This is a genomic window from Nocardiopsis rhodophaea, assembly GCF_039530945.1.
GTDB classification, from domain to species: Bacteria; Actinomycetota; Actinomycetes; order Streptosporangiales; family Streptosporangiaceae; genus Nocardiopsis_C; species Nocardiopsis_C rhodophaea.
On the sequence record NZ_BAAAPC010000018.1, the window covers coordinates 15,364 to 41,414 of the forward strand.

At 70.6% G+C, this 26,051-nt stretch carries 23 protein-coding genes and 3 tRNA genes; 3 read left to right on the plus strand and 23 right to left on the minus strand.

What is annotated here, in order from left to right; translation table 11 throughout:
* Positions 1-43: 43 nt before the first annotated feature.
* Complete coding sequence (locus ABD259_RS19140) at positions 44-835, minus strand: DUF427 domain-containing protein (protein WP_344164320.1); 792 nt, start codon at positions 833-835, stop codon at positions 44-46.
* Positions 836-962: 127 nt separating this feature from the next.
* Positions 963-2,300, minus strand: a complete 1,338-nt coding sequence (locus ABD259_RS19145) for a hypothetical protein (protein WP_344102537.1) — start codon at positions 2,298-2,300, stop codon at positions 963-965.
* A 678-nt stretch (positions 2,301-2,978) separates the two neighbouring features.
* Between ABD259_RS19145 and ABD259_RS19150 the strand changes: the two genes are divergently transcribed.
* A complete protein-coding gene (locus ABD259_RS19150; RefSeq protein WP_344102539.1) occupies positions 2,979-4,316 on the plus strand; it encodes an MFS transporter in 1,338 nt (445 codons plus the stop codon).
* 206 nt (positions 4,317-4,522) lie between these two features.
* On the opposite strand, the gene ABD259_RS19155 is transcribed toward ABD259_RS19150, so the two are convergent.
* Positions 4,523-4,595 (minus strand) — tRNA-Ala (locus ABD259_RS19155).
* A 183-nt stretch (positions 4,596-4,778) separates the two neighbouring features.
* Positions 4,779-4,851 (minus strand) — tRNA-Ala (locus tag ABD259_RS19160).
* A 161-nt stretch (positions 4,852-5,012) separates the two neighbouring features.
* On the opposite strand from ABD259_RS19160, the gene ABD259_RS19165 reads away from it, so the two are divergent.
* On the plus strand, positions 5,013-5,306 hold the full coding sequence (locus ABD259_RS19165) for a GroES family chaperonin (RefSeq protein WP_344102683.1): 294 nt from the start codon (positions 5,013-5,015) through the stop codon (positions 5,304-5,306).
* A 157-nt stretch (positions 5,307-5,463) separates the two neighbouring features.
* Here ABD259_RS19165 and ABD259_RS19170 read toward each other — a convergent pair.
* From ABD259_RS19170 to nadD, 4 genes are all read right to left on the minus strand, one after another.
* Positions 5,464-5,536 (minus strand) — tRNA-Ala (locus ABD259_RS19170).
* A gap of 131 nt (positions 5,537-5,667) precedes the next feature.
* Complete coding sequence (locus ABD259_RS19175; RefSeq protein WP_344102541.1) at positions 5,668-6,294, minus strand: histidine phosphatase family protein; 627 nt, start codon at positions 6,292-6,294, stop codon at positions 5,668-5,670.
* Between the two features lie 119 nt (positions 6,295-6,413).
* A complete protein-coding gene (gene rsfS, locus ABD259_RS19180) occupies positions 6,414-6,806 on the minus strand; it encodes a ribosome silencing factor (RefSeq protein WP_344102543.1) in 393 nt (130 codons plus the stop codon).
* Positions 6,807-6,833: 27 nt separating this feature from the next.
* Positions 6,834-7,487, minus strand: coding sequence for a nicotinate-nucleotide adenylyltransferase (nadD, locus tag ABD259_RS19185; protein WP_412759371.1), 654 nt, complete (start codon positions 7,485-7,487; stop codon positions 6,834-6,836).
* Between the two features lie 157 nt (positions 7,488-7,644).
* Between nadD and ABD259_RS19190 the strand changes: the two genes are divergently transcribed.
* Complete coding sequence (locus tag ABD259_RS19190; protein WP_344102546.1) at positions 7,645-8,703, plus strand: M48 family metallopeptidase; 1,059 nt, start codon at positions 7,645-7,647, stop codon at positions 8,701-8,703.
* Between the two features lie 66 nt (positions 8,704-8,769).
* On the opposite strand, the gene ABD259_RS19195 is transcribed toward ABD259_RS19190, so the two are convergent.
* The 15 genes from ABD259_RS19195 to ABD259_RS19265 all read right to left on the minus strand — a co-directional run bounded on the left by ABD259_RS19195 (position 8,770) and on the right by ABD259_RS19265 (position 26,049).
* The gene (locus ABD259_RS19195) at positions 8,770-8,892 is read right to left on the minus strand and encodes a hypothetical protein (protein ID WP_344102549.1); all 123 of its coding nucleotides are present in this window, start codon (positions 8,890-8,892) and stop codon (positions 8,770-8,772) included.
* A complete protein-coding gene (locus tag ABD259_RS19200) occupies positions 8,893-9,237 on the minus strand; it encodes a DUF6247 family protein (RefSeq protein ID WP_344102551.1) in 345 nt (114 codons plus the stop codon).
* A gap of 85 nt (positions 9,238-9,322) precedes the next feature.
* A complete protein-coding gene (locus ABD259_RS19205) occupies positions 9,323-10,579 on the minus strand; it encodes a glutamate-5-semialdehyde dehydrogenase (protein WP_344164323.1) in 1,257 nt (418 codons plus the stop codon).
* 230 nt (positions 10,580-10,809) lie between these two features.
* Positions 10,810-11,778, minus strand: coding sequence for a hypothetical protein (locus ABD259_RS19210; RefSeq protein ID WP_344164326.1), 969 nt, complete (start codon positions 11,776-11,778; stop codon positions 10,810-10,812).
* A 534-nt stretch (positions 11,779-12,312) separates the two neighbouring features.
* Complete coding sequence (locus ABD259_RS19215) at positions 12,313-12,546, minus strand: hypothetical protein (RefSeq protein ID WP_344102557.1); 234 nt, start codon at positions 12,544-12,546, stop codon at positions 12,313-12,315.
* Positions 12,547-12,713: 167 nt separating this feature from the next.
* Positions 12,714-13,883 (minus strand): glutamate 5-kinase, encoded by a 1,170-nt coding sequence (gene proB, locus ABD259_RS19220; protein ID WP_344102559.1) that lies wholly within the window; start codon positions 13,881-13,883, stop codon positions 12,714-12,716.
* Between the two features lie 65 nt (positions 13,884-13,948).
* Positions 13,949-15,313, minus strand: a complete 1,365-nt coding sequence (obgE, locus tag ABD259_RS19225) for a GTPase ObgE (protein ID WP_344102561.1) — start codon at positions 15,311-15,313, stop codon at positions 13,949-13,951.
* A gap of 148 nt (positions 15,314-15,461) precedes the next feature.
* The gene (gene rpmA, locus ABD259_RS19230; protein WP_184076060.1) at positions 15,462-15,728 is read right to left on the minus strand and encodes a 50S ribosomal protein L27; all 267 of its coding nucleotides are present in this window, start codon (positions 15,726-15,728) and stop codon (positions 15,462-15,464) included.
* A 14-nt stretch (positions 15,729-15,742) separates the two neighbouring features.
* The gene (gene rplU, locus ABD259_RS19235; RefSeq protein ID WP_344102567.1) at positions 15,743-16,054 is read right to left on the minus strand and encodes a 50S ribosomal protein L21; all 312 of its coding nucleotides are present in this window, start codon (positions 16,052-16,054) and stop codon (positions 15,743-15,745) included.
* 271 nt (positions 16,055-16,325) lie between these two features.
* On the minus strand, positions 16,326-19,373 hold the full coding sequence (locus ABD259_RS19240; protein WP_344102569.1) for an Rne/Rng family ribonuclease: 3,048 nt from the start codon (positions 19,371-19,373) through the stop codon (positions 16,326-16,328).
* A 158-nt stretch (positions 19,374-19,531) separates the two neighbouring features.
* Entirely contained in the window at positions 19,532-20,323 is a 792-nt protein-coding gene (locus tag ABD259_RS19245; RefSeq protein ID WP_412759372.1) for a TIGR03936 family radical SAM-associated protein, read from the minus strand.
* A gap of 606 nt (positions 20,324-20,929) precedes the next feature.
* Entirely contained in the window at positions 20,930-22,864 is a 1,935-nt protein-coding gene (locus ABD259_RS19250) for a TIGR03960 family B12-binding radical SAM protein (protein ID WP_344102571.1), read from the minus strand.
* A gap of 125 nt (positions 22,865-22,989) precedes the next feature.
* Positions 22,990-24,222: a radical SAM family heme chaperone HemW gene (gene hemW, locus ABD259_RS19255; protein WP_344102573.1), complete on the minus strand. Its 1,233-nt coding sequence runs from the start codon at positions 24,220-24,222 to the stop codon at positions 22,990-22,992.
* Between the two features lie 84 nt (positions 24,223-24,306).
* Positions 24,307-24,969: an MOSC domain-containing protein gene (locus tag ABD259_RS19260; RefSeq protein WP_344102575.1), complete on the minus strand. Its 663-nt coding sequence runs from the start codon at positions 24,967-24,969 to the stop codon at positions 24,307-24,309.
* 9 nt (positions 24,970-24,978) lie between these two features.
* Positions 24,979-26,049 carry a LacI family DNA-binding transcriptional regulator gene (locus tag ABD259_RS19265; protein ID WP_344102577.1) on the minus strand — a complete coding sequence of 357 codons (1,071 nt, stop codon included), beginning with the start codon at positions 26,047-26,049 and terminating at the stop codon, positions 24,979-24,981.
* Between the last annotated feature and the right edge of the window lie 2 nt (positions 26,050-26,051).

The following is a 26,051-nucleotide window of genomic DNA, read 5'->3' on the forward strand; positions in this document are numbered from 1 at the left end:
GACGTCCCCCGCGGCGGTTCGGCGGAGTGTCCCCGGCCCCCGGTCACGCCTTTTCGAGGTCGATGGTGACCTCGTCGTGCAGGAAGCAGTAGTGGTCCCGCACGTCCTGGCCCTCCTGCAGCGGGTGGGGGATGGTCCAGGCGGCGTCGGCGATCTCCCGGTCGCCGACGCGGATGTTGAAGTAGCACGCCCCGCCCTTGTAGGGGCAGTAGGTCCGGGTCGTGCTGGGCGTCAGCAGCTCGCGGCGCACGTCGCTCGGCGGCAGATAGTAGCGGTTGGGCAGGCCGGTCTCGGAGAGCACGACGGGGTTGGCGGAGAGCGCGAGGACCTGGTCTCCGACGGACACCCGGACGATCGTGTGCGAGCGGCGGGTGTCGACGCGGTGATAGGGGTCGGGCAGGTGGCCGTAGACGCGTTCGGCCTCGTCGAACCAGGCGTCGGCGGCGTCCCAGTACAGCGAGGCGAGGCCGCGCAGCCAGTAGGCCTCGTCCTTGGGCTGCGGATAGGACCACACCGCGTTCTCCACGACGCGTTCGCCGACCTTGACGTGGCGGTAGGTGGCGTCCCCCTTGTACGGGCAGTGCGTGGTGTGATCGCTGGGCTGCAGCATGCCCTGCCGGATGTCCTCCTCCGGGACGTAGAGCACGGGCAGCAGGTGAGTCTCGTGCACCAGGTAGCCCCGCTCGGAGTCGAGCACCGTCCGCCCGCCGATCTCGGCCCGGACCCGCCGCGGGAACGGCTCCATGAACAGCGAGTGCCGCGGAGACTCGACGGTATAGTTCACGGTCTTCGGTGCGTCTGCGGCGAGCGGTCCGCCGCCGAGGGTGAGTGACATCTCTGTCATCCTCTCATCGGATTAGAGATTCCCAGGGTGGTCATGCCCGCGGCGAAGCGGTCTCATCCGACGTCGGCCCGGGGCGCGGGTGGGCGCGGCGGGGGCGCGGCTCTGATACGGCGTCGCCTCACCTGTCGTCGCCGTCGATTCCGGCCTTGCGGCTCCGCCCCAGGTAGATCGCGGCGCTGCCGCCGCCCAGCGCGACCAGGCCGCTGCCGATCAGGCTGAAGAGCGCGCTGCCGGTGATGGGGAGGTAGCCGGGGTGGTCGGCGCGGCCCGGCTGGCGGGGCGGGGTCGGGGCCGGGAGGACCGGCTGCGCGGGCGTGGGCTGGGTCGGTGACGGAGTGGAGCTCGGCCGCCGCTGCGGCGCCGACGGCGCGGACGGCGGCGGTGTGCGCGGGCCGGGGTCGGTCGCCGAGGGGGACGCGGGCGGGGTGGTACCGCTGGCCCCGCGCTCCGGCGGGGGCGCCGGCTGGGGGTCGGGTTCGGGTGTGGGGTTCCCCGTCAGGACGGGCGGCTCCGAGGCCTCGCCGCTCTTGGGCGTGCCGCCGCTCACTCCGCGGGTGGGGGTCGCGTCCGCAGTGCCGCCGCCGGGCTCCGTGTCACCGTCGCCTTCGCCGGGTGTCCCGGTCCCCGTTGCCTCGCCGGTGGCTTTCTCGCTGTGCACACCGGCCTGGGCGAGCTCCAGCAGGTAGTCGGCGGAAGCGGTCTCCTCACCGTCCTCGGCCAGCCACGAGACGGCGAATCGGATGGTGAGCCAGGCGTTGGCGGTCGTTGCGGTGGTCCGCTCGTCGAACAGTTCGGCCACATGCTTCTCGGCGGTGACCTCCACGTGGACGCTGTCGCCGTGCGCGCCCTCCTCGATCACGTCGGTGCGGTAGGGGCCGTCGGCGAGGTCCACCGGCTCGCCCAGGATTTCCAAGCCCTCGACCTCCATGGTCGCGCGCGCCCCGTCCTGGACCGTCCAGTCGGCGAGCGTGCGGACGGATTCCAGCACCACCAGGTCCTCGTCCCGCAGGAGGTCGGGGAGCTCCCTCCCCGCGCCCTCGTCCGGGTCCCGCGCTTCGGCGAAGGGCGCGCAGTCGGGGGCGAAGCGCAGGTTCGCGACGTCCGCCGCGGCGGTCAGCTCATCGTCCCGGCGGGTGACCGCGCTGTGGGCCCCGCCCGGCGGTTCGCGGAAGTGCGGCTCGGCGCCGACCCCATCGGCGTCGCTCGTCCAGTCGGCGGTGGCGTCCCCGCCGGAGCGATCGGTGGTGATATCGCCGATAACGCCCTGGTCGCACCATTCGAGCGCGGCGATGCGCGCCGCGGCGAAGTGCTGTCCCGATCGATCGGCGACGTGGTCGGAGAGGGCCGATGCGGCCAGCGCCGGAAGCGCTCCGGCGAGCGTCAACGCGCCCACGGCCGTGATCGCGCTTCCTGTCGCGATCAGCCTACGGTGCGGTGTGGGGGAACTCGCAGTCACGATCGTCCTTAGGAGGGCGCTGAACAGTCCCCGGGTATCCCGGAGAACCGTCATCGAACCTACATTCCCATGCGGCGTGCGATAACGGCAGTCGTGTCACCAACCCGATACGCCGGAGACCCGGTGCGGGCGGACCGTCCTCGCCCGCACCCTGGGGTCGGGGCCGAGTGAGGTCGCTACGGCGTCGCAGGTGGCCGCGGGGATACCCACGGGGAACGCCACGGAGGCCGATGAAGGGTCACCCTGCGGCCGGAATCGGCCACTCGCCCCCGCGACGGGAAAAAGGGCCCACAGCCGTAGGACACGCGACCTTCCGAAAAGCGGTCGCTACGGAACACCCGGTACTCCGCCAGGACCACGCGCGGCACCCCCGTGCCCCTGCCTCCGCGCACTGCCCAATCCGGTCACCCGGTCAAGGAGCTGACGGGTGAGGCGATTCGCCGCCGCGGCATGAGGCCGCGGGGTGTGGATCGGGACATCCGGTGCACGGAGCGACCGTCGCGCATGGCCTCCCGGCCGCCGCCTGCGGGCGCTCGCCACCCCTGCCGCGCCGCGACCATGCGGCGCAAGAAGGCCGCAGTTGCACACCATACGCTGGTGCGATATCGCTGCGTAGGCATATCGCGTCGTATGGTGACATCGCCGAGTTGTCCCAGCCGGGAGGTCCGGAACGCCCTCATGCTCACCGTGCTGACCCACCGCACCTACCGACGCCTGTTCGCCGCTCAGGTCATCGCGCTCATCGGTACCGGCCTGGCCACCGTCGCCCTCGGCCTGCTCGCCTACGACATCGCCGGTGCCGACGCCGGCGCGGTGCTGGGCACCGCTCTGGCGATCAAGATGGTCGCCTACGTCGGCGTCGGCCCGCTGGCGGGCACGCTCGCCGTACTCCTGCCCCGCAAGGCGCTGCTGGTGGCGTTGGACGCGGTCCGCGCGGCGATTGCGCTCGCCCTGCCGTGGGTGGACCAGACCTGGCAGGTCTACGTGCTGATCTTCGTGCTGCAAGCCGCCTCAGCCGCGTTCACCCCGACCTTCCAGGCCACCATCCCCGACATCCTCACCAGCGAACGCGACTACACCCGAGCGCTGAGCCTGTCCCGGCTGGCCTACGACCTGGAAAGTCTGCTCAGCCCCCTGCTTGCCGCCGGCCTGCTGCTGGTGGTCGGCTACGACCACCTGTTCGTCGGCACAGCGATCGGCTTCGCGGCCTCCGCCCTGCTGGTGGCCGCGGCCCTGCTGCCCGCGGCGCACGCGACCGCGCCCGTCGGCCGCCCCCTGGATGCGACCACCCGCGGCATCCGGATCTATGTGTCCACCCCGCGGCTGCGCGGCCTGCTCGCCGTGCACCTGGCCGTCGCCGCGGCCGGGGCGATGGTCCTGGTCAACACGGTCGGCTACGTCCGTCACCTGCTGGGCCTCGACGAGGCCGCCGTCGCGCTCGCCCTGGGCGCCTACGGCCTGGGCTCGCTGCTGGCCGCCCTGGCCCTTCCCCGCGTCCTCGACCGGTTCGCCGACCGCACGGTCATGCTGTGCGCCGCGGCGCTCCTGGCCGCCGCTCTGGCGATCGCGGTGCCGGTCACCGCCGCCCTCGGGGCGTGGCGGTGGCCCGGTCTGCTCCTGCTGTGGGCGGTCATCGGCGCGGGCAGCTCGCTGGTGCTGACCCCCAGCGGCAGGCTCCTGCGCCGCTCCGCCCACCCCCAGGATCGCACAGCGCTGTTCGCCGCCGACTTCGCCCTGTCCCACGCCTGCTGGCTGCTGTGCTACCCACTGGCCGGCCAGCTGGGCCGTATCACCGGAATGGCCCCGACCCTGGCGGTTCTCTGCGCGCTCACCACCGTGGCCGCTGTGGCCGCGACCCGGCTCTGGCCCGCCCACGACCCCGAAGTTATCGAGCACGGCCACCCCGAGCTCGACCCCGAGCACGACCATTTCAACGATGGCGCCACCGTGAACGGCCACCGGCGCCACACCCACCCCTACCGCATCGACGGCCTGCACACCCGCTGGCCGACATGACCCCGATACCGGCGGTGGGTTCACCTTGGGCCGACCGCTCCGAGAGCTCGCCGGGGGCGCACGGCCGCGGAAGAAAAGCACTCCGCGGAATCCGGTGTGCGCCGCCAGGCCGGGGTGATGTGTGAGGGCCGCCTCTACTTGGGGAGCCACGACCACCTGAGACTGAAAAAGGCCGACAGTGTACTGTCGGCCTGCGGTGTTCAGAGTGGAGCTATGGGGATTCGAACCCCAGACCTCTTCCATGCCATGGAAGCGCGCTACCAACTGCGCCATAGCCCCGTGGAGACATCCGCGAGTATATCGGACCCGCGAAGCCGCGCCGACCACCTCGGCGGCGTCCGTTCTCCGGTACCGCGGCCCCGCCCCACTGGGGGTGGAGCCCCGGGCCTCGGGCGACGGCCGGACCGGCACCCCCGGCGAACGAGAGAGCCGCTCCCGGTCACCCGGAAACGGCTCGCGGCGTGGAGCTATGGGGATTCGAACCCCAGACCTCTTCCATGCCATGGAAGCGCGCTACCAACTGCGCCATAGCCCCTGATTCGGCGCCGCCCGGCGGGCTTCTCGCCCCGGCGACACCACGACTCTACCGGATCCGCGCGGGTGCTCGCGCCAGTGCGGGGGCCGGCGCGGACCGCACGCCACATTGTCGACACGCAATAAGCTTGAGGGGTGTCCGAATCGAAGCTTGAGATACAGATGCTGCACGACCGCCTGCTCGTACGCGAGACTCCGGAAAAAGGAGAGCGGCGCAGCAGCGCCGGTTTGGTCATTCCTGAAACCGTGAAGATGGCGACCCGCCTGGTCTGGGGTGAGGTCTGCGGGGCGGGAACCGGAGCCCGACACGTCAAGACGGGCGACCGGGTGCTGTTCAACCCGGAGGACCAGCACGAGGTCGAGCTCCAGGCAGAGCGCTACCTGGTGCTGCGTGAGCGCGATGTCCACGCCATCGCCAGCGAGCACCCCACGCAGGGCACCGGCCTCTACCTGTAATGGCCCTCGACGGCCGCTGACCGCCCTCACGGCGTCACCGGCGTCCCTCCGCCGGCGGATCACCGGTGGCAAGCTCGGGAAGCGACACTCCCCCCACAACGACGAAACGGCCCGGCGAGCGAGGAAGACGCGTTCGCCGGGCCGTTTCGGCCATGTGTGGAGCTATGGGGATTCGAACCCCAGACCTCTTCCATGCCATGGAAGCGCGCTACCAACTGCGCCATAGCCCCTGATGGGAGTCGTCGGGGGTGACCCCGCCGACTCCCCGAACAATAGCGGAAACCGGGGTTTTCGTCGAAACGATGACCGGCCGCCCGGGGCGGAGCTCGTCACCCGCCACCCCAATGTCCAGGTCACCGGGTCAACGGTCATCACTGAGGACGCGCTCCTCGGGCAGGCTGGCCGCGTTGTGCTCCAGCAGCCGCCAGCCGCCGATGCGCAGCGGCCCGAGGAGCGACCACGAGCAGTTGCCGAGCGGCCCCAGCGCCTGCCGCAGCTCCGTCGGCAGGCCCAGCATCCGGCCGATCCCCGCGCGCAGGGCCGCGCCGTGACTGGCCACGACCAACAGGCCGTTCTCCGGGACACGGGCCAGGCCGCGCACGATGGCCTCCTGCACGCGCTCCCCCACCGCCTCCATGTCCTCCCCGTCGGGGATGGCCATCCGGGCGTTCTCCTCGGGCCACCGCTCGTGGATCTCCGCTGTGGTCAGGCCTTCCCAGGAGCCCCCGTACCGCTCCCTCAGCCCTTTGTCGTGCTCGACCGTCAGCCCGGTCCGCGCCGCCAGGCACTCCGCGGTGTCGGCGGCGCGGCGCAGGTCGGAGGAGACGATGGCGTCCGGCCGCAGCCGTGCGAGCAGCGCCGCCGCGCTGCGCGCCTGCTCTACCCCGGTGTCGTTCAAGGGGATGTCGGTCTGCCCCTGGAACCGCTTCTCGGTGTTCCAGGCGGTCTGGCCATGGCGCCAGCAGATGACACGGCGGGTCTCGGGCACGGGCTGCCTCTCAACAATCGAGCGTGAGCGGGCTAAGGGAGTGTCGGTGGCGGTGGGAGTCGCTCCGGGCCGCGGTGCCCGGACGGTCGGGCCGGTCATCCGGACCGGGAAGGGTCGACCTAGGTGTCGTCGGTGGTGCGGCTCTGCCCCTTGGCGGTCTCCGGGAGCTTGATCTCCGGGCAGTCCTTCCACAGCCGTTCGAGGCCGTAGTGCCCGCGCTCCTCCTCGTGCTGGACGTGCACCACGACCTCGGTGTAGTCCAGGAGTACCCAGCGGCCGTCGCGTTCCCCCTCCCGGCGGACCGGTTTGGCGCCGGCCTGGCGCAGCCGCTCCTCGACTTCGTCGACGACGGAGCGCACCTGGCGGTCGTTGGGGGCGGAGCACAGGAGGAACGCGTCGGTGATGACCAGCTGGTCACTGACGTCGTAGGCGATGATCTCCTGGGCGAGTTTGTCCGCCGCGGCCTCCGCGGCGATGTTCACGAGCTCGACGGCCCTGTCCGTGGCGGTCACGATGTTGCAGCTGCCTCCCCTGGGCCGTTACCCCGACATGTGATCGTCGAGGTAGAGCCCGGTCTTGTTGATATAGCGAACGATGCCGTCGGGCACCAGGTACCAGATCGGTTCGCCCTTGCGGACGCGCTCCCGACACTCCGTCGAGGAGATAGCCAGCGCTGGAATCTCCACCAGGCTGACCTTTCCGTCGGGAAGCCCGGTATCGGTGAGCCGATGCCCGGGACGGTTACAGCCTACGAAATGCGCGAGTTCGAAAAGCTCATCGACGTTGTGCCAGCTCAGGATAGCGCCCAGCGCGTCCGCTCCCGTGATGAAGAACAGTTCGACATCGGGGCCGTACATCCCGCGCATCTCGCGCAGGGTGTCGAGGGTGTAGGTGGGGCCGTCGCGGTCGATCTCGATGCGGCTCACCCGGAACTGCGGGTTCTCCGCGGTGGCGATGACCGTCATCAGGTAGCGGTGCTCGGCCGCGGCCACCTTCGACAGGTCCTTCTGGTACGGCTGCCCCGTGGGCACGAACACCACCTCGTCCAGATGGAAGAGGTGAGCGACCTCACTGGCCGCGACGAGGTGGCCGTGGTGGATCGGGTCGAACGTACCGCCCATGATGCCCACGCGGCTGGGACGCGCGCCGAGCCGCCGTGCGCCGCCCAGTGCGTTCGTTGCTTCGTTCGGCACCTTGACCGCTCCCGTTTCTTCCCCGATGCCGGTTTTCGTCAACCAACGCCGAGAGTAGCCGACTCGTCCTGCTTTCTGCCCCCGCCCTACCCGGCGGAGTCGCGTGAAATTCGCGTCATATCTCGACATCGGAAAGCCCGGAGCATAGGCTGCCGACATGTCCACGAACTCTCCAGAACGCGCCCGCGTCCGCCTCGAAAACATCAGTTCCCGGGCCTACGAGCATCCCGCCGACCGAGGCGCGCTGGTCGCGCTGCGGTCGCTACGGGGGTTCGACGAGGTCTTCAAACGGCTGTCCGGCCTCTTCAACGAACGCGCGCTGCGGCTGATGTTCCTCTCCAGCTCGGTGCGGGTGAGCGAACAGCAGTTCCCCGACGTGCACAACTACGTGCGCGACGCCGCCTACGTCCTCGACCTGGACGAGGTACCCGAGCTCTATATCCAGATGAACCCGAAGCCCAACGCCATGGCGATCGGCAGCCAGAAGCCGTTCATCGTCATGACCACCGGGCTGTTCGACCTGCTCGACGCCGAAGAGCAGCGGTTCGTCGTGGGCCATGAGGTCGGCCACATCCTCTCGGGACACGCCGTCTACCGCACCATGCTCCTCGCGCTCATACAGCTCGCCGCGCGCGTCGCCTGGATTCCGCTGGGCTACATCGGCCTGCGCGCCATCGTCGCGGCCCTGGAGGAGTGGTACCGCAAGTCCGAACTGTCCTGTGACCGCGCCGGGCTGCTCGCCGGGCAGGACCCCGAAGCCGCCAAGCGCGCGCTCATGAAGATGGCCGGCGGGTCGCGCCTCGCCGAGATGAACCCCGACGCCTTCCTGGAGCAGGCCAAGGAGTACGAGCGCGGCGGCGACGCCCGCGACAGCCTGATCAAGCTGGTCAGCCTGATGGGCCAGACCCACCCGTTCGCGGTGATCCGCATGGCCGAGCTGGACCGCTGGATCAAGGACGGCTCCTACCGCCGCGTCATCGCCGGGGACTACCCGCGCCGCGACAGCGACAAGGACGCCTCCATCGGCGACGAGGCCCGCCGTGCCGCCAACTCCTACAAGGAGTCCTGGGAGCGGTCCGACGACCCGCTCCTCGGCACGCTACGCGACGTCGCGGGCACCGCGGCCAGCGCGGGCGGCAAGCTCTTCGACACCGTGGCCGACCGTTGGAAGAGCGCCGGCCGTCGTGACGGGAACTCGTCCACTTCGGGGTCGTGAGACACACCTGACGCGAGGGCGATCGGGTGAACGATATCGCCGACCTTCGATCGCCCTCCCGCCGCCTCAGCCGACCCAGGTCAGGTGGAGGGCGACGAGGTCAAGGAACTGGAGGCTGCCCTCAAGCAGCTCGTCGGGCAGCTCACTGGCCTGTTTCGCGGCAATCTCCGAAAGCCTGACCGTGTACACCTATCGCCCCAACCAGGCCTCGATCTGGGCTTTAATCTCGGAAGCAGGTGTGCCGTGCACAGGCTCGCCGCGATTCAGCCGGTCAGCGATTTCCATCATACGGCGGTGTTCCGCGGGATCCCTGGAAGAGAGAGCGACGACCCACCACTGGTCGATGAATTCGAAGACCGCGGTCAGGTCACGTCGTTCCTTCGCCTCATTCATGACGCGACGGAACTCACGGTCGAAGGCATCGACGTCCTCCGGAAGCAGGGCCTCCCGGATCGCCTGCGGAGTCTTCTCAATACGTCTCCGCGTATCCGAACCTGACTCAGCACCCGAAGGTGTATGGGCACCCATCACCATCGTTTGTCCCACCTCCTTTCGTCACCGTAGAAGACCTCCCCCACGCTGTGGCGACAAACAGTGAATCAGTCTCCACCATGCCGCGTCAGCGCACGTGGCCATCGCCCGTGACGACGTACTTGGTAGAGGTCATCTCCGGCAGGCCCATGGGGCCGCGGGCGTGCAGTTTCTGCGTGGAGATACCGATCTCCGCGCCGAAGCCGAACTCGCCGCCGTCGGTGAAGCGTGTGGAGGCGTTCACCATGACCGCGGCCGAGTCGACCCGCGCGACGAAGCGCCGCGCCGCCGCCTGCGAATCGGTCACGATCGCCTCGGTGTGCGCGGTGGAGTAGCGGCGGATGTGGGCGACGGCGTCGTCCAGGGAGTCGACGACCTTGACCGCGAGGTCGGCGGAGAGGTACTCGGTGGACCAGTCCTCCTCGGTGGCCTCGACGACCTCCGTGTCGTAGGAGCGGACCTTGGGATCGCCGTGCACGGTGACGCCCAGCTCGCGCAGGCGCCGCAGGACGTCCGGCAGGAAAGCGTCGGCGACGTTCTTGTGGACCAGCAGCGTCTCGGCGGTGTTGCAGGTGGAGTAGCGCTGCGTCTTGGCGTTCACCGCGACGTCCAGCGCCTTGTCCAGGTCGGCCGCGGCGTCGACGTAGACGTGGCAGTTGCCCTCGCCGGTCTCGATGACCGGGACGGTGGAATCGCGCACCACGGCCTGGATCAGGGCACCGCCGCCCCGCGGGATGAGCACGTCGACCAGGCCGCGCGCCCGCATCAGCGCCTGCGCGGAGTCGCGGCTGGCGCCGGGGACGAGCTGCACCGCGTCGACGGGAACCCCGGTCTTGGCCAGCGCACCGCGCAGCACCTCCACGATGCGGGTGTTGGACGAGTAGGCCGAGGAGGAGCCGCGCAGCAGGGCGGCGTTGCCGCTCTTCAGGCAGAGGGCGGCGGCGTCCGCGGTGACGTTGGGGCGGCCCTCGTAGATGATGCCGATAACACCCAGCGGGACCCGGATCTGGTGCAGTTCCAGGCCGTTGGGGAGGACCTTGCCGCGCACGACCTCGCCGACCGGGTCGGGCAGCTCGACGATCTCCCGCACGGCGTCGGCGACCGCCTCGATGCGCTCGACCGACAGGGAGAGGCGGTCGATCATCGCCTCGCTCTGGCCGTTCTCGCGGGCACGGGCGGTGTCCTCGGCGTTGGCCGCGACGATGGACTCGGCGTGCTCGACCAGGGCGTGGGCCATGGCGAGCAGCGCTTCGTCCTTCACCGCGCGGCTCAGCGGCGCAAGGTCGGCGGCGGCGTCCTTGGCCCGCTCGGCGACGGCGTGGACCTCGCGCTCGATGTCACTCATGGTGGTGTTCCGCTTTCCAGGATCGTCGGGGTGGTATGCGCCAGCTTATGGGGTGGGACCCCGGGCGCGCCGGTCCTCTCCCCCGATGTCGTCCTGCCCGGCGCCCACCACAGCGTGGGGACCCCCGCTCCGATCGGAGCGGGGGTCCGAACGTGACCGGTCGACGATCGGCTCCGCGCACCGCGAGCACGGTGCGGGGCCCGTCGCCGAAAAGCGGAACGCGGTTGGTTCTAGAAGGCCTTCCCGGCGTCCTCGGCGTCGGACTTGGCCGCGGTCCGGCGCTCGCTGGCCTTGCCTTCGATCTCGTCGGCGCGCTCGTCGGTGGCGGGCGCGCTTCTGGTGGTGAAGGTCGGCATGTCGGCGAACTCGCCGGTGACCTCGCCGCGGATGCGGTTGTTGGCGCCCTTCTGGGCCACGGGGTCGTTATTCTGCCCGACGAGGTTGCCGCGGATGATGTTGTCGTTGATCAGGGCGCCGCCGGCGTTGCCCTTGACCTCGACGTTGCCGCCCCAGTAGCTGACGCCGCGGCAGGTGCCGTCCTTGCCGGAGGCGCCGATCTGCAGCGGACCCACGTTGCCGGTGTAGGAGGCGTTGCCGTGCACCTCGCCGTGGCAGAACACGCTGCCGAGCCGGTTGCCGTCGATGTGAAGATTGCCGTTGACCTCGGTGTCGTAAAGGTCGGTGTACTCGGTGCCCTTACTGGCGATGTTGCCGCCCACCGAGGCGCCGACAAAGTAGACGTCGCCGTGGGTCGCGTTGATGTTGCCGCCGACCTTGCTGTCGATGGTGTAGAGGAAGCTCTCGTTCTTGGAGCCTCTGCCCTTCAGGGTGCGGACGTTCCTGCCGGCCTCGCTCTCGTCGAGGTAGGCACCGTAGGCGCCGCGGGTGGTCACCGTGCCCTTGATCTCGGTGTCCTTGGTGTCAAGGAAGGCGTTGTGCCGCACGGTGACGCTGGAGTTCAGGGTCCCGTCGATGACCACCAGGTCAGCGCCTTTGCGTACCGTGACCTCACCCTCGACCGTGGTTCCCTCCAGCGTGCAGGACTTGCCCGCGGGGACGACCAGCTCACCCGGGACGGTGACGGCTCCGCCGACGCCGACGCACGAGGTGACCAGGTCGGCATGTGCGGGGGCCGCGAAGAAGGTGAGGCCGCCGAGGGCGAGCACCGTGGTCGAGGCGAGTGCACTCCAGGACTTCATTAATGTGTCCCTTTCCGCATGGAGACTGTGGGGGACGGCTCCCCGGAACGCCGTCGCGCCGGGGCGCGGGAAATCGGACACAACGACCGAAACACCGTGGCGGAGGGGGGTAAAGCCGTCCTCATCTTCTCCTCCACGGGTCCGGTGCGCCATTGAACCGACTCGAGCCGTTACGGAGTGAAGTTACCGACAGAGCCTCGCAGAAGGAACATCTGGAGCAGAGAATCTTCTTTTTCTCAGGCGATCCGACACGTCCCGTCCCTAACGCGTTCACCTGTCCGCCCGAGTTTCGGGCACTGACGCCAGAACCTTTTCGATATCCGGGACAGGCCAGAACTCGGGGGATAGGGTGTCGGCGCCAGTATGAGGAGAGACGGAAGGGCGGATGAACAATGTCCGCATGTCCGCAGGGCGGGGAACACGACTGGGTGCTGGGGACCGACCGCAAGTTCCATTGCTCCAAGTGCGGGGCGCAGAGCGCCCGGCGGCTGTAGAACGCCCCTCCCCCGGAATCGCGGGCGCGGCGGCGGGCCCCTAGGGCGTCGGGTGCATGGTCCCCTCGCGCACGACTTCGCCCTCGGAGACCGCCCGCCAGGAAACCGGGCCGCTGATCTGGTCGGCCACGGCCTGCGCCCAGCGCTCAAGCGGAAGGAACATGTCCGGGCCGGGGGACAGGACGGTCCGCCCCCGATACACCATCCCGCCCAGCGTCACGACTTCCCCGTTGTGGAGCAGCTCGGTGTCGTACTCATGAGTGGTGGGCCGCATGGCGCCACCCTAATCGCCTCGGTCCCTTCGCGCATCAGCCGAGGACCCCGGATCCGCGGCGGGCCGCCGGCGGCCGCGGACGCCCTCGCGCCCGACACCGGTTCTCCGCCCCGCCCCTCCGCAGCCCCGCGATCGATGGAGGCCCCGGCGGCTGTGCGGGTGAGGTGTCAGTGGGCCGCTGGGGCGGGGAGCACCACCAGATCGTCCCGGTGCACGATCTCCCGCTCGTACTCCGGCCCCAGCTCACGGGCGAGCCACCGGGTCGAGCGCCCCATCAGGTCGGGGATCTCCACCGCGTCGTAGTTGACCAGGCCGCGCGCCACCAGGCGGCCGTCCTCGTCGCGCAGGTCCACCGGGTCGCCCGCGACGAACTCGCCGTCCACCTTCACCACACCGGCCGGGAGCAGCGACGCGTTCTCCTCGGCCACCGCCCGCACCGCGCCGGGGTCCAGCACGACACTTCCCCGTCCGGCGGTCGCGTGCGCGAGCCAGAGCTGCCGGGTCGAGGGACGGCGCCGACTGGAGGCGGTGAACAGCGTGCCGACGTTCTCCCCCGCCAGTGCCGCGCGGGCGCTGGCCGCCGACGTCAGCACCGTCGGCACGCCCGCCTCCGTGGCGATGCGCGCGGAGTCCACCTTGGTCACCATGCCGCCGGTGCCGACGCCGCGCCGCCCCGCACTGCCGATGTCGATGCCGTCCAGATCGTGCGGGTCAGCGATCTCCACGATCCGGCGCGCGCCGGGATCCGCCGGATTCCCGTCGTACAGGGCGTCGACGTCGGAGAGCAGCAGGAGCGCATCGGCGCGCAGCAGGTGGGCGACCAGGGCGGCCAACCGGTCGTTGTCGCCGAACCGGATCTCGTGCGTGGCCACCGTGTCGTTCTCGTTCACGATCGGCACCACGCCGAGGTCCAGGAGTCGGCGCAGGGTGCGCTGGGCGTTGCGGTGCTGGACCCGGCGCATCATGTCCTCGACCGTGAGGAGCACCTGGGCCGCGGTCAGGCCGTGGGCGGCGAAGGCGCGCGTGTAGTGCGCCACCAGCAGGCCCTGGCCGACGCTGGCCGCCGCCTGCTGGGTGGCGAGGTCGTGGGGCCGCTTGGCGAGCCCCAGGGGGCTCATACCCGCGGCGACCGCGCCGGAGGAGACCAGGATGACCTCGGTCCCGTCGGCCCTCCGCTCCGCGAACACATCGGCCAGCTCGCGGATGCGCTCACGGTCGATGAGCCCCTTCGGCGTCGTCAGTGACGACGATCCGATCTTGACGATGATCCGCCGCGCGTTCTTCAGCTGTGCGCGCTCGGCGGTGCCGTTCTCCCCGTGGGACGTTGCGTGCTGCACGTCGTTCTACTTCCCATCCGTGTCCGTGCGTCGAGATGGCTGGAAGCAGGGGTCCCCACGCGGCGTCAGCCCAGCCGGGAGTCGGTGCCGCGCGGGCCGATCGGGGTGGCTTCGGCGTCCACGGACGGGTCCCAGTCGAAGACCACGGAATCCTCCTCGGTCCCGATGTAGACCTCGGCTCCCTCGACGGCCCCGGCCTTGGCGAGGGCCTCCTCGATGCCGAGGCGGTTGAGCCGGTCGGCGAGGTAGCCGACGGCCTCGTCGTTGGAGAAGTCGGTCTGGCGCACCCAGCGCGCGGTCTTGTCGCCCCGCACCCGGAAGGTGTTGTCGCCGAGCGGAACGACCTCGAACGGGGTCTCGCCGATCTCGCGGGGGCGCAGCACGACCCGCGTGGGCTCGGGCGTGGGCGCGGCGGCCCGCGCCGCGGCGACCTGCTCGGCCATGGCGAAGGAGAGCTCGCGCAGCCCCTCGCGGGTGGCGGCGGAGACGGGGACGACCTTGAACCCGCGCTCTTGAAGCATGGGCGTGACGAACTCGGCGAGCTCGCGGCCGTCGGGCACATCCACCTTGTTGAGCACGACGATGCGCGGTCGGTCGGTCAGGTCGATCTCGGTGCGCACGCTGTAGGCCGTGAGCTCGGCCTCAATGGACTCCAGGTCGCTGATGGGATCGCGGCCCTGCTCGTAGGTGGCGCAGTCGAGCACGTGCACGAGCGTGGAGCACCGCTCCACATGGCGCAGGAAGGCCAGGCCGAGCCCCTTGCCCTCGCTGGCGCCCGGGATCAACCCGGGGACGTCGGCGACCACGTACTGGGTGGCGCCCGCCTCGACCACACCGAGGTTGGGAATCAGCGTGGTGAAGGGGTAGTCGGCGATCTTCGGACGCGCCGCGGACAGCGCGGCGATCAGTGAGGACTTGCCCGCGCTGGGGAACCCGACCAGGCCGACGTCGGCAATGGTCTTGATCTCCAGCTTGACGTCAACGGACTCGCCCTCCTCGCCCTTGAGAGCGAAGCCGGGGGCCTTCCGCCGCGGCGAGGCGAGCGCGGCGTTGCCGAGTCCGCCAGGGCCGCCCTGGGCGATGATGAGCCGGGTTCCGGCACCCACCAGGTCGGCGATGACCTCGCCGTCGGGGCCCGTGACCACGGTGCCTTCGGGGACGCCGAGCACCAGGTCGTCACCCTTGGCGCCGTTCCGGTGCCCGCCCTGGCCGGGCGTGCCGTTGCGGGCCTTGCGGTGCGGGCGGCGCTGGTATTCGAGCAGCGTGGCGACCTGCGGGTCGACTTCGAGGATGACGTCGCCGCCCCGGCCCCCGTTGCCGCCGTCGGGCCCGCCGAGGGGCTTGAACTTCTCCCGATGCACGGAGGCACAGCCATGCCCGCCGTCACCGGCCTTGAGATGCAAGACCGCTTCGTCGACGAAGTCCGGCATGTGATTTCTCCCCGTGGATTAGGACGTGTTCAATGGTGGAACGCGCGAAGGGCGGGCCAGATTTCCTGGCCCGCCCTTCGGGGTATCCGTCGGCGTCGAAGCGCCGCGCTGTGAGGCGCGGTCGGCATTCTCGCCCTTCCGGGCCGACCTACTCGGCGGCGGCCGGCGTCGGGACGATGTTCACGGCCTTGCGGCCGCGCCGGTTGCCGAACTCCACCTTGCCCGCGACCAGGGCGAACAGGGTGTCGTCGCCACCACGGCCGACGTTGTCGCCCGGGTGGAACTTGGTGCCGCGCTGGCGGATGAGGATCTCGCCGGCCTTGACGGACTGGCCGCCGAAGCGCTTGACACCAAGCCGCTTAGCGTTGGAGTCGCGCCCGTTACGGCTGGACGATGCGCCCTTCTTGTGTGCCATGTCGAGCCCTCCCCCTACTTCGCCGCGATGCCGGTGACGCGAACCTGGGTGTAGTTCTGGCGGTGACCCAGGCGCTTCTTGTAACCGGTCTTGTTCTTGTACTTCATGATGTTGATCTTGGGGCCCTTGGCCTCGCCGACAACCTCGGCGGTGACCTTGTAGGAGCTCAGCTCAGCGGTGTCGCTGATGACCTTGCCGTCCTCGACGACAAGCAGCGGCTCCCACGTCACCGTCGAGCCGGCCTCACCGGAGACCTTGTCGATGTTCAAGACGTCATCGACAGACACCTTCTCCTGTCGGCCGCCCGCTCGCACGATCGCGTACACCGGGAAACTCTCTTCCTGCTCGTGGACAATCCTCGCCTGAGCGAGGAGCAAATGCGCTGCTGTTGACCGCAGCTCGTACCCATCGGGCACCCGCGGTGGGGGCGTGGGAATCGAGGTCTGGTCTCGGGCGCGCGAACGTTTGGGGCGCGCCGACGCACCGACCCTTAGATTACCACCCGCCGATCGGCGGCCGACACGTTTGCGGGTGTGATCAGGCCGAACCGGACCCTACTGGACATGGTAGGCATGGTTCGGCCGGATCACCCTCCCGTTATCCCGCCTCGGCGACCGGGGACTCGGTGCTGGTAGCGGCCTTGGTCCGGCGGGTGCGGCGCCGACGCGGGCGCTCGGTCTCGCCGCTCTCCCCGGCACCGTCGGCGGCCGCCGCGAGCGGGGCCGCCTCCACCGGCGCGGGCGCGGCGGTCTCCGCGTCCGCGGCCTGCTCCTCGTCCTTCTTCGCCTTGCGGGACGTCTTCTTGGCGGTGGTGGTCGCCCTCTTCTTCGGAGCCGCCTTGGCGGTCTTGGCCTTGGCGGTCTTGGCCGCCTTCTTCGGCTCCTCGGCCGGTGCCTCCGCCTGGTCGGGCTCCTCCGCCGAGGCAGCGGGCGCGGCGGCCGTCTCCTCGGCCGCTGACGTGTCCGCTGCCTTGGTCTTGGCCTTAGTCCTGGCCTTCTTCGCGGTGCCAGGCGCGGGCGACGTCTCCTCCGCGGCCGGGACCTCGGCGGGTTCGGGCGCCGTCTCCGCCTTCGGCTCCTCGGCGGCCTTCTCCGCCGGTTCGGCCTTCTCGGCCGCGGCGCCGCCCTTGGCCTTCTTCTTTTTGCCGTTGCCGGTGACAGCGCCGCCGGACTTGTGCTCGACCGGCTCCGCGGAGACCAGCAGGCCGCGCCCGTTGCAGTGCTCACAGCTGCTGGAAAACGCCTCCAGCAGGCCCTGGCCGACGCGCTTGCGCGTCATCTGCACCAGGCCCAGCGAGGTGACCTCGGCCACCTGGTGCTTGGTGCGGTCGCGGGACAGGCATTCCAGCATGCGGCGGAGCACCAGGTCGCGGTTGCTCTCCAGCACCATGTCGATGAAGTCGATCACAATGATGCCGCCGATGTCGCGCAGCCGCAGCTGGCGCACGATCTCTTCGGCCGCCTCAAGGTTGTTCTTGGTGACCGTCTCTTCGAGGTTGCCGCCCTGGCCGGTGAACTTTCCGGTGTTGACGTCGACGACGGTCATCGCCTCCGTGCGGTCGATGATCAGCGAGCCGCCGCTGGGGAGCCACACCTTGCGCTCCAGCGCCTTGGCGATCTGCTCGTCCACCCGGTAGGCCTCGAAGATGTCGCGGTCTCCGTCCCACTTCGATACGCGCTCCGACAGGTGCGGGGCGACGTACTCGACGTACTCCTGGACCGTGTCCCAGGCCTCGTCGCCGGAGACGACCAGGCTGGAGAAGTCCTCGTTGAAGACGTCGCGCACCACCCGGATGGTGAGGTCGGGCTCGCTGTTCAGCAGCGAGGGCGCGGTCGCCGACTTCGACTTGCGCTTGATCGACTCCCACTGCGCGGCCAGGCGCGAGATGTCGCGCTCCAGCTCCTCTTCGCTGGCGCCCTCGGCGGCGGTGCGCACGATGACGCCGGCGTTCTCGGGCATGACCTTCTTGAGGATCTGCTTGAGCCGCGCGCGCTCCTTGTCGGGCAGCTTGCGGCTGATGCCGGTCATGGAGCCGTCGGGCACGTAGACCAGGTAGCGGCCGGGCAGACTGATCTGGCTGGTGAGCCGGGCGCCCTTGTGGCCCATCGGGTCCTTGGTGACCTGCACCAGCACCGACTGGCCGGACTTCAGCACCGATTCGATGCGCTTGGGCTGACCCTCCAGGCCGGACGCGTCCCAGTTGACCTCGCCGGCGTACAGGACGGCGTTGCGGCCCTTGCCGATGTCGACGAACGCGGCCTCCATGGACGGCAGCACGTTCTGCACCCGCCCCAGGTAGACGTTGCCGACATACGAGCGATGGGTGGCGCGGTCGACGTAGTGCTCGACGAGGACGTCGTCCTCCAGCACGCCGATCTGGGTGCGCTCACCGGTGCGGCGGATCACCAGGTCCCGCTTGACCGCCTCGCGGCGCGCCAGGAACTCCGACTCGGTGATGACCGGGGTCCGGCGGCGGCCCTGCTCGCGGCCCTCGCGGCGGCGCTGCTTCTTGGCCTCCAGGCGGGTGGAACCGCGGACGGCCTGGACCTCGTCCTCGATCGGCTTCTCGGGGCGCGGCTCGCGCACGCGCACAACGGTGTTGGGCGGATCGTCGCGGTCCGGGGTCGCCTCAGCGGTCTCACCGCCGGAACGGCGGCGCCGCCGGCGTCGACGACGGCTGCCCCCGGTGGTCTCCTCAGCGGTGTCGGCCGCAGCTTCCTGCTCGGCCTCGCCGCTGTCCTTGGCCTTCGCGGTGGAGTCGTCCTCCGACGCCTTGGCCGTGGCGGCGCTGGACGGGACGCGCTCGGCCTCGCTCTCCTCCTCGCCGATACGCGACTTCCCGCGCCCCCGGCCGCCGCGACGGCGTCGGCGGCGGGACGGCCGCTCCTCGCCTGTCTCGCCGCGTGTTTCCTCGGTCGGCTCCTCGGACTCGGCCTGCTCCGCCTCGGTGTCCTCGGCGCCCTCCTCGGCCGTGGCCGTCTCGGCGGTGCCCGTGGCGGGGGCGACCGGCGGCTGGAACAGGACCATGGGCGGCTGGAAAGAGGCGGTGGACGCGGCCTCCTCGTCGGCCGAGGTCGCCGCGTCGTCGCGTGCGGAGGGCGCGGCGCTGGTCGAGGGCTCGGCGTCGGCGTCCGGAGTGGACGCGGCCGCGCCGCGCGCGCGGGTCGTCCGCGACGAGGCCCGCGTCGTCGTGGCCGCGCTCTTCGCCGAGCGGCTGCGGGCGCGCTTGCGCGGCGCGCTCTCCTCCGCCTGCGCGGGCTCGGCGGCCTCCGCGTCCTCCGCGGATCCGGTGGTGTCGGCAGCGCCCGCGCCGGTGTCGGCGACCGGCGTCACGACCTGCCGGGCGACCGCGGTCTTGGCCACCACCGGCGCGGCCTCGACGTCGCCTGGACCGGCCAGCCGCGTCAGCGGAGCGGCGCCCGGCGTGAACACGGGTTCCGGCTCCGGCGGCGGTCCGGCCTGGCGCGCGGCTCCGCCGCGCTTACTCGGCCCGCTGACCTTGATCTCCGCGTCCTGCTGCGGCGCGAACGTGGTCCGCGCGGTCGTGCCGTTGGAGGCGGCAGCGGTGGTGCCAGTCGCGTTTTCCGATGTTTCAGTTGTACCCGCGGTGCCGTCGGCACCGCTGTTGGGCTCGTTTTCGAGCATCCGGGTGGTCTCCCGTCAGAGTCCTCGGGCGCGGGGTCGGCCTGTCGGCCGCCTCCGCTGCGCGCGAGAACTGTCGTCGCTATGTCGGCGCCGGTAGCGCTTTCGCCGCTACCGGGGCAAAGTCCGTGTTTGAGGTCGCCCACGTTCCCCGGTGGAGGTCACACATCCGGTGCGCTCCACGTGGGCGCCGACGGCCGCGGCTTCGTATCCGCGCGTCCGTCCGCATCGGCCTGTGCCGTACCGCTCCCCGGTACGGCCCGTTCCCGCCCGGTGTCGCGGGCGGCCGCGTTCTCGGCGGCGAACGGGTCGGCGATCGCGTCGGACGCCTCGTCAAGGGGTCCCTGCGCCAGCCGGGTCATCACCGGTGATGACAGCGGCGCGAGGCCGGCCACCTGACGAAGGCCGGTCACCACATCGTCTGGTCGAACGGCGGGTGTGGTGTGCCGAACAACCATACGAAGTATGGCATATTTCGCTTCTTGTCCCGTTGCGGGACGCTCGTCCGCTTCCAGGCGGACGACCGCCGAACGGGTGTCGAAGCGGCGACGGCCCTTTTTGGTCAGCCGTTCCACTTCGACGGTCTCGGCCGCGAGGAACGCGGCCGCTGCCGCCGCGGCGTCGTCGGGGTCGACGCCGGGCAGCTCCACCTGCCACTCCGATGCTTCCAGGCGGTCCGCGAGACCACCCGCCGCCGCTTCCACGACCTCGGTCACATCCAGCCCGTCGGGCATGGCGTCATCGAGCCGGACACGCACCTGTCCGGGGTCGCGGGGCTCGGCCAGGGTGAGTTCGAAGTATTCCGCCTCACTGCCCACCCCCGTGGGGGCGGCGCCGGTGTAGGAGATCTTCGGGTGTGGCGTGAACCCCGCTGAGAACGCGACGGGGACCCCGGCCCGGCGAAGGGCCCGCTCCAGCGCGCGGGCGATGTCGCGATGGCTCGCGAATCGCATCCGTCCGCGCTTGGCATAGCGGACGCGCAGCCGCCGACCGGCCTGTCCTGTGGAGGGCGAGGTGGTGCCCTCAGGTGCGGGGGGCAGCGCTACTCCTTTCCTCGATGTCTCCTGGGACGGGTGGCCGATTCCTCCTTGACACACCCACCTGGGAGATTCACGTCCTATTCAGCCTACGGTGCGCGCCGGGTACCGCGCGCCAGCGGCTCGGTGCGAGTGCCGATCAGGCGCTCACGGTCGACGTATCGCGGGGCGCTCCGGGTCTCCATTCCCGGACCGCTCCTCCCTAGAGCTGTTCCCCTCGACGCGATACTTGAAAAGCGGACCTCCCGTTGCTTCCGACACAGTCGCGCGTCGGCCCGCCAATGGCGCATACCCAGGATGACCTGGGCATCCGATCCGAAGTCAGATTTCTTCGAAGTTTTTTGGGATTCCATGCCAACCTCGCGCGCCCCCCGCCCGTCCAACTGTGCGTATGGCCCGGCGCGAGCGGGGCGCCGGGCCATACCTCGCTCGCGTCTCCGGCACCAGGCCATCGCGTGGCCGGTTCCGGACTTCGTGGCCTCGTGCCCCCCATCCGCGGCGTACCGCTTCGGGCCCGCCGCATCAGACCACGGACAGCGGCAGCAGTTTTCTCTTCTCCCCCGGGCCGATCTGGATCTCGGTGCCCATGCTCGGGCAGACCCCGCAGTCGTAGCAGGGGTTCCACCGGCAGTCGTCCACTTCCAGCGACTCCTCGCCGTACAGCGCGTCCTGCCAGTCCTGCCACAGCCAGTCGCGGTCCAGGCCCGCGTCGAGGTGGTCCCAGGGCAGGACCTCGTCCTCGCCCCGCTCGCGCGTGGTGTACCAGTCGAGGTCGACGTCCTCGGCGGCGAGGGCCTTGGCAGCGGCCTCGCACCAGCGCTCGTAGGAGAAGTGCTCGCTCCAGCCGTCGAACCGCCCGCCGGCGCGCCACACCTCCTCGATGACGCGGCCGACGCGCCGGTCGCCGCGGGAGAGCAGGCCCTCGATGATCGACGGGCTGCCCTCGTGGTAGCGCAGACCGATCGACTTTCCGTAGCGGCGGTCGGCGCGCAGCGTGTCCTTGAGCTTGTACAGGCGCGCGTCGACGACCTCGGCGGGGGTCTGCCCGGCCCACTGGAAGGGGGTCTGCGGCTTGGGCACGAACCCGCCGATGGAAATGGTGCAGCGGATGTCCTTGCGGCCGGTGACCTCGCGGCCGGTCTTGATGACCTCGGCGGCCAGCCGGGCGATGGCCAGGACGTCCTCGTCCTCCTCCGTGGGCAGTCCGCACATGAAGTACAGCTTGACCTGGCGCCACCCCGCCTCGTAGGCGGCGGTCACCGTGCGGATGAGGTCGGCCTCGGTGACCATCTTGTTGATCACCCGGCGCATCCGCTCGCTGCCGCCCTCGGGGGCGAAGGTCAGGCCGGAGCGGCGCCCGTTGCGGGTCAGCTCGTTCGCCAGGTCGATGTTGAAGGCGTCGACACGGGTCGAGGGCAGGGACAGCCCGGTGTTGGTGCCTTCGTAGCTGTCGGCCAGCTCCTTGGCGATACCGTCGATCTCGCTGTGGTCGGCGCTGGACAGCGAGAGCAGGCCCACCTCCTGGAAGCCGGAGGATTTCACGCCCTGGTCGACCATCTTCTTGACGGTCTCCTTGCCGCGCTCGCGGACCGGGCGGGTGATCATTCCGGCCTGGCAGAAGCGGCAGCCGCGGGTGCACCCGCGGAAGATCTCGACGCTGTAGCGCTCGTGGACGGACTCGGCGATGGGCACGACCGGGTTCTTCGGGTAGGGCCAGTCGTCGAGGTTCATCACGGTGTGCTTCTGCACGGTCCAGGGCACGCCGGGGCGGTTGGGGGCGTAGCGCTCGATCCGGCCGTCGTCGCGGTAGGTGACGTCGTAGAAGCGCGGGACGTACACGCCGCCCGTGCTGGCCAGTCGCAGCAGCAGGCCGTCGCGTCCGCCGGGGCACCCCTCGTGCTTCCACTCCCGGATGATCTCGGTGATGGCCAGCGCGATCTCCTCGCCGTCGCCGAGGACGACGGCGTCGAGGAACTCGGCGATCGGCTCGGGGTTGAAGGCGGAGTGCCCGCCGGCCAGCACGACGGGGTGATCGTCGGTACGGTCGGCCGAGTACATCGGGATGCCCGCGAGGTCCAGCGCGGTGAGCAGGTTGGTATAGCCCATCTCGCTGGCGAAGCTGACACCGAGGATGTCGAACGCGCCCACGGGCCGGTGCGCGTCGACGGTGAACTGGGGAAGGCCGTGCTCGCGCATGAGCGCTTCCAGGTCGGGCCAGACGGCATAGGTGCGCTCGGCCAGCACGCCCTCGCGCTCGTTGAGGACCTCGTACAGGATCTGGATGCCCTGGTTGGGGACGCCCACCTCGTAGGCGTCGGGGTACATCAGCGCCCAGCGGACATCGGCGGCGTCCCAGTCGCCGACAACGGAGTTGAGTTCCCCGCCGACGTACTGGATCGGCTTTTGCACCCGCGGCAGCAGGGTCTCCAGTCGCGGGAAGACGCTTTCGATGGGCATGGTCTCATCCCTCGTCAGATCCTGCGGTGAATGATGTACACGAAGAGTCTTTTCAGCTTAGCCATCAACGCGAAGGTCGGCGCACTTTCGGGGCGGGCCGAGGTTGGCGGCGGGGTCGGCCGGGGTCAGGTGAGGTCGCGGACCACAGCGTCGGCGAGCAGCCGTCCGCGGCGGGTCAGCACGGCGCGGCCCTCGGCGTGGGCCGCCGCCTCCAGCAGACCCTCGCCGACCGCGCGGGCCGCGGCGGCGCGTCCCGCGTCGTCCAGCAGGTCCAGTGGGCACCCCTCGGCGATGCGCAGTTCCAGCAGGACGCGTTCGAAGCGGCGGGCGTCCGCGTCGAGCACCTCCCGGGCGTGTCCGGGGCTCACACCGCCGGCGACGCGGGCCGCGTAGGCGGCGGGGTGCTTCACGTTCCACCAGCGGGTTCCGCCGATGTGGCTGTGCGCGCCGGGGCCCACACCCCACCAGTCCCCGCCGGTCCAGTACAGGCGGTTGTGGCGGCTGCGGGCAGCCGTGCCGCGCGCCCAGTTCGACACCTCATAGGCGTGCAGCCCGGCGGCGGTGAGGGCGTCGTCGGCCATCACGTAGCGGTCGGCCATGGTGTCCTCGTCGGGCGGGCTCAACTCGCCGCGCCGCACGCGGGCGGCGAGGCGGGTGCCCTCCTCGACGATCAGGGAGTAGGCAGAGACGTGGTCGGGTCCGGCCCCGATGGCAGCCCGCAGGGAGTCCTTCCAGTCGGCGTCGGTCTCGCCGGGGGTGCCGTAGATGAGGTCGAGATTGACGTGCTCGAACCCGGCAGCCCGGGCCCAGGCCACGCACTGCTCGGGGCGTCCGGGGGTGTGGCCGCGTTCGAGCACCCGCAGCACGTGCGGCCGGGAGCTCTGCATGCCGAAGGAGACCCGGGTGAAACCGGCCGCGCGCAGTCGGGCGAGGGAGTCGGGGGCGACGGTTTCGGGGTTGGCCTCGGTCGTGACCTCGGCGTCGGGCGCCAGGCCGAAGTGGGCGTCGATGGCGGCGAGGATACGGCCCAGGTCCTCGGGCGGCAGCAGAGTCGGTGTGCCGCCCCCGACGAACACCGTGCTCACGGGGATGTCGGCGGTGCCCAGCACGCGGCGGGCAAAGCCGATCTCGGCGATCGCCTGCTCGGCGTAGGTTGCGCGGGAGGCGGTGGCGCCGCCGTCGCGGGATCGCAGTTCGTCGGCGGTGTAGGTGTTGAAGTCGCAGTAGCCGCAGCGGGTGGCGCAGAACGGCACGTGCACGTAGAACCCGAACGGGCGCTGCCCGACGGCGGCGGTGGCCTGGGCGGGCAGGGCGCCGTCCGCGGGGACCGGGTCGCCGTCGAGCGGAACGGAAGGCATGTTTCCAGTGTCGGTGATGTCGGGGAGTCGCCCGACCTTCCGTGCGGCTCGGGGATAGCGGCCTCGGGCGTGCAGGCAGGGTGGTCAGACGACGCGGTTGAGCCGCTTGGCGACCTTGGCCGCCTCCTGCCGCCACTTGTCGGCGGGGTCGGGTAGCTCCAGGACACGGTTGAGCAGGTCGAGATCGCGGTCGTCGCGGGCTTGGGCGGCGCGGTAGACGGTGATGTCGTGGTCGGGGCGCTCCACGGTGATGGTGTCGCCCGCGGCGAGCTCGCCCTCCTCCAGGACGCGCAGGTAGATCCCGGCGCGTCCTTCGGCGGCGAACCGTTTGACCCACTGGGGCTCGTCCATCCAGGCCTGGAAGGTGCGGCAGGGGACGCGCGGCAGCGTCGCCTCCAGCAGCACGGTGCCGATCCGCCAGCGCTCCCCGATGCGGACCTGGGAGGGGTCGATGCCGCGGGTGGTGAGGTTCTCACCGAACCGGCCGTCGCGCAGCGGGTGGCCGAGGTGCTCCTGCCACCGGTCCAGGTCTTCGCGCGCATAGGCGTAAACCGCCTGGTCGCGCCCGCCGTGGCGGGCGGTGTCGGCCTGTTCGTCCCCGGTGATCCCCAGGGTCCGCACGGTGACCGTCCCCTCGACGGGGCGCTTGTCGATGGCGGTGCGCGTCGCCTTTCCCGCCCAGTCGTGCTCGACGGCGCGACCGGAGTTGACGGAGCGGACGACGGCGGCGGTGAGGTGAGAAGGCATGGCAGAACGTTAGGACACGCGGCCCGTTGCCGTACGCGCGGGGTTCCCGCCCTTCCCGCTGCCCGTGACTGCGGCGGGGGCCGCGCCGGTGGAGCCGCGCACCACGAGCTCGGGGTCGAAGAGGTACTCCGAGCGCGACGCCGCGGACGCGTGCCCCGCGATCTCGTCGCACAGGGTGCGCACGGCCGCCAGGGCCATGGGCTGCACGGGTTGGCGGACGGTCGTCAGCGGCGGGTCGGTGAAGGCGACGAGTTGGGAGTCGTCGTAGCCCACGACGGAGACGTCGCCGGGCACCGACAGTCCGCGCTGGCGGGCGGCGCGGATGGCGCCGAGCGCCATGAGGTCGGAACCGCAGACCATGGCGGTGGCACCGCGCTCCAGGAGCCGGACGGCGGCGGCGTGGCCGCCTTCGAGGCTGAAGAGGGACAGCTCCACCAGATCGTCCGCGGGCAGCCCGTTGCGGGCCATGGCCTCCCGGTAGCCCTCCAGCTTGCGCTGCACGGGGACGAAGCGTTCGGGTCCGCTGGTGAAGCCGATGCGCGTGTGGCCGAGTGCGGCGAGGTGATCCACGGCGACGCGTCCGGCCTCACGGTCGTCGCAGGAGACGAACGCGGCCGGGACGTCCTCGGCGTATCCGTTGACCAGCACGATCGGCAGCCTGCGGGCGGCGAGGCGGCGGTAGCGGTCGTGGTCGGCGGTGGTGTCGGCGTGCAGGCCGGAGACGAAGATGATGCCGGAGACGTGGCGCTCCAGCAGCAGTTCGACGTATTCGTCCTCGGCGATCCCGCCGGGCGTGCGCGTGCACAGGACGGGGGTGTAGCCGTGCTGCGCGAGCGCGCCCTCGGCCGCCTGGGCGAACATCGGGAAGACGGGGTTCTCCAGTTCAGGGACGACCATGCCGACCAGGCCGGCGGAGCGCTGCCGGAGCCGGGCGGGCCGCTCGTAGCCGAGCACGTCGAGCGCCGTCAGTACGGCCTTGCGCGTGTCCGCCCCGACGCCAGGCTTGTCGTTGAGAACCCGGGAAACGGTCGCCTCACTGACGCCCGCCTGCCGTGCGATATCGGCCAATCGTGGACCCATGG

Bases quoted from the DNA above. Each gene is read 5' to 3' on its own strand.
- obgE (WP_344102561.1), bottom strand. From the start codon at position 15,313: ATGCCGGACTTCGTCGACGAAGCGGTCTTGCATCTCAAGGCCGGTGAC.
- ABD259_RS19215 (WP_344102557.1), bottom strand. From the start codon at position 12,546: ATGCGGCCCACCACTCATGAGTACGACACCGAGCTGCTCCACAACGGG.
- ABD259_RS19260 (WP_344102575.1), bottom strand. From the start codon at position 24,969: ATGCCTTCTCACCTCACCGCCGCCGTCGTCCGCTCCGTCAACTCCGGT.
- ABD259_RS19250 (WP_344102571.1), bottom strand. From the start codon at position 22,864: ATGCCCATCGAAAGCGTCTTCCCGCGACTGGAGACCCTGCTGCCGCGG.
- rpmA (WP_184076060.1), bottom strand. From the start codon at position 15,728: ATGGCACACAAGAAGGGCGCATCGTCCAGCCGTAACGGGCGCGACTCC.
- hemW (WP_344102573.1), bottom strand. From the start codon at position 24,222: ATGCCTTCCGTTCCGCTCGACGGCGACCCGGTCCCCGCGGACGGCGCC.
- ABD259_RS19150 (WP_344102539.1), top strand. From the start codon at position 2,979: ATGCTCACCGTGCTGACCCACCGCACCTACCGACGCCTGTTCGCCGCT.
- ABD259_RS19210 (WP_344164326.1), bottom strand. From the start codon at position 11,778: ATGAAGTCCTGGAGTGCACTCGCCTCGACCACGGTGCTCGCCCTCGGC.
- ABD259_RS19200 (WP_344102551.1), bottom strand. From the start codon at position 9,237: ATGGTGATGGGTGCCCATACACCTTCGGGTGCTGAGTCAGGTTCGGAT.
- ABD259_RS19205 (WP_344164323.1), bottom strand. From the start codon at position 10,579: ATGAGTGACATCGAGCGCGAGGTCCACGCCGTCGCCGAGCGGGCCAAG.
- ABD259_RS19240 (WP_344102569.1), bottom strand. From the start codon at position 19,373: ATGCTCGAAAACGAGCCCAACAGCGGTGCCGACGGCACCGCGGGTACA.
- ABD259_RS19165 (WP_344102683.1), top strand. From the start codon at position 5,013: ATGCTGCACGACCGCCTGCTCGTACGCGAGACTCCGGAAAAAGGAGAG.
- ABD259_RS19265 (WP_344102577.1), bottom strand. From the start codon at position 26,049: ATGGGTCCACGATTGGCCGATATCGCACGGCAGGCGGGCGTCAGTGAG.
- ABD259_RS19190 (WP_344102546.1), top strand. From the start codon at position 7,645: ATGTCCACGAACTCTCCAGAACGCGCCCGCGTCCGCCTCGAAAACATC.
- ABD259_RS19245 (WP_412759372.1), bottom strand. From the start codon at position 20,323: ATGCGATTCGCGAGCCATCGCGACATCGCCCGCGCGCTGGAGCGGGCC.
- ABD259_RS19140 (WP_344164320.1), bottom strand. From the start codon at position 835: ATGTCACTCACCCTCGGCGGCGGACCGCTCGCCGCAGACGCACCGAAG.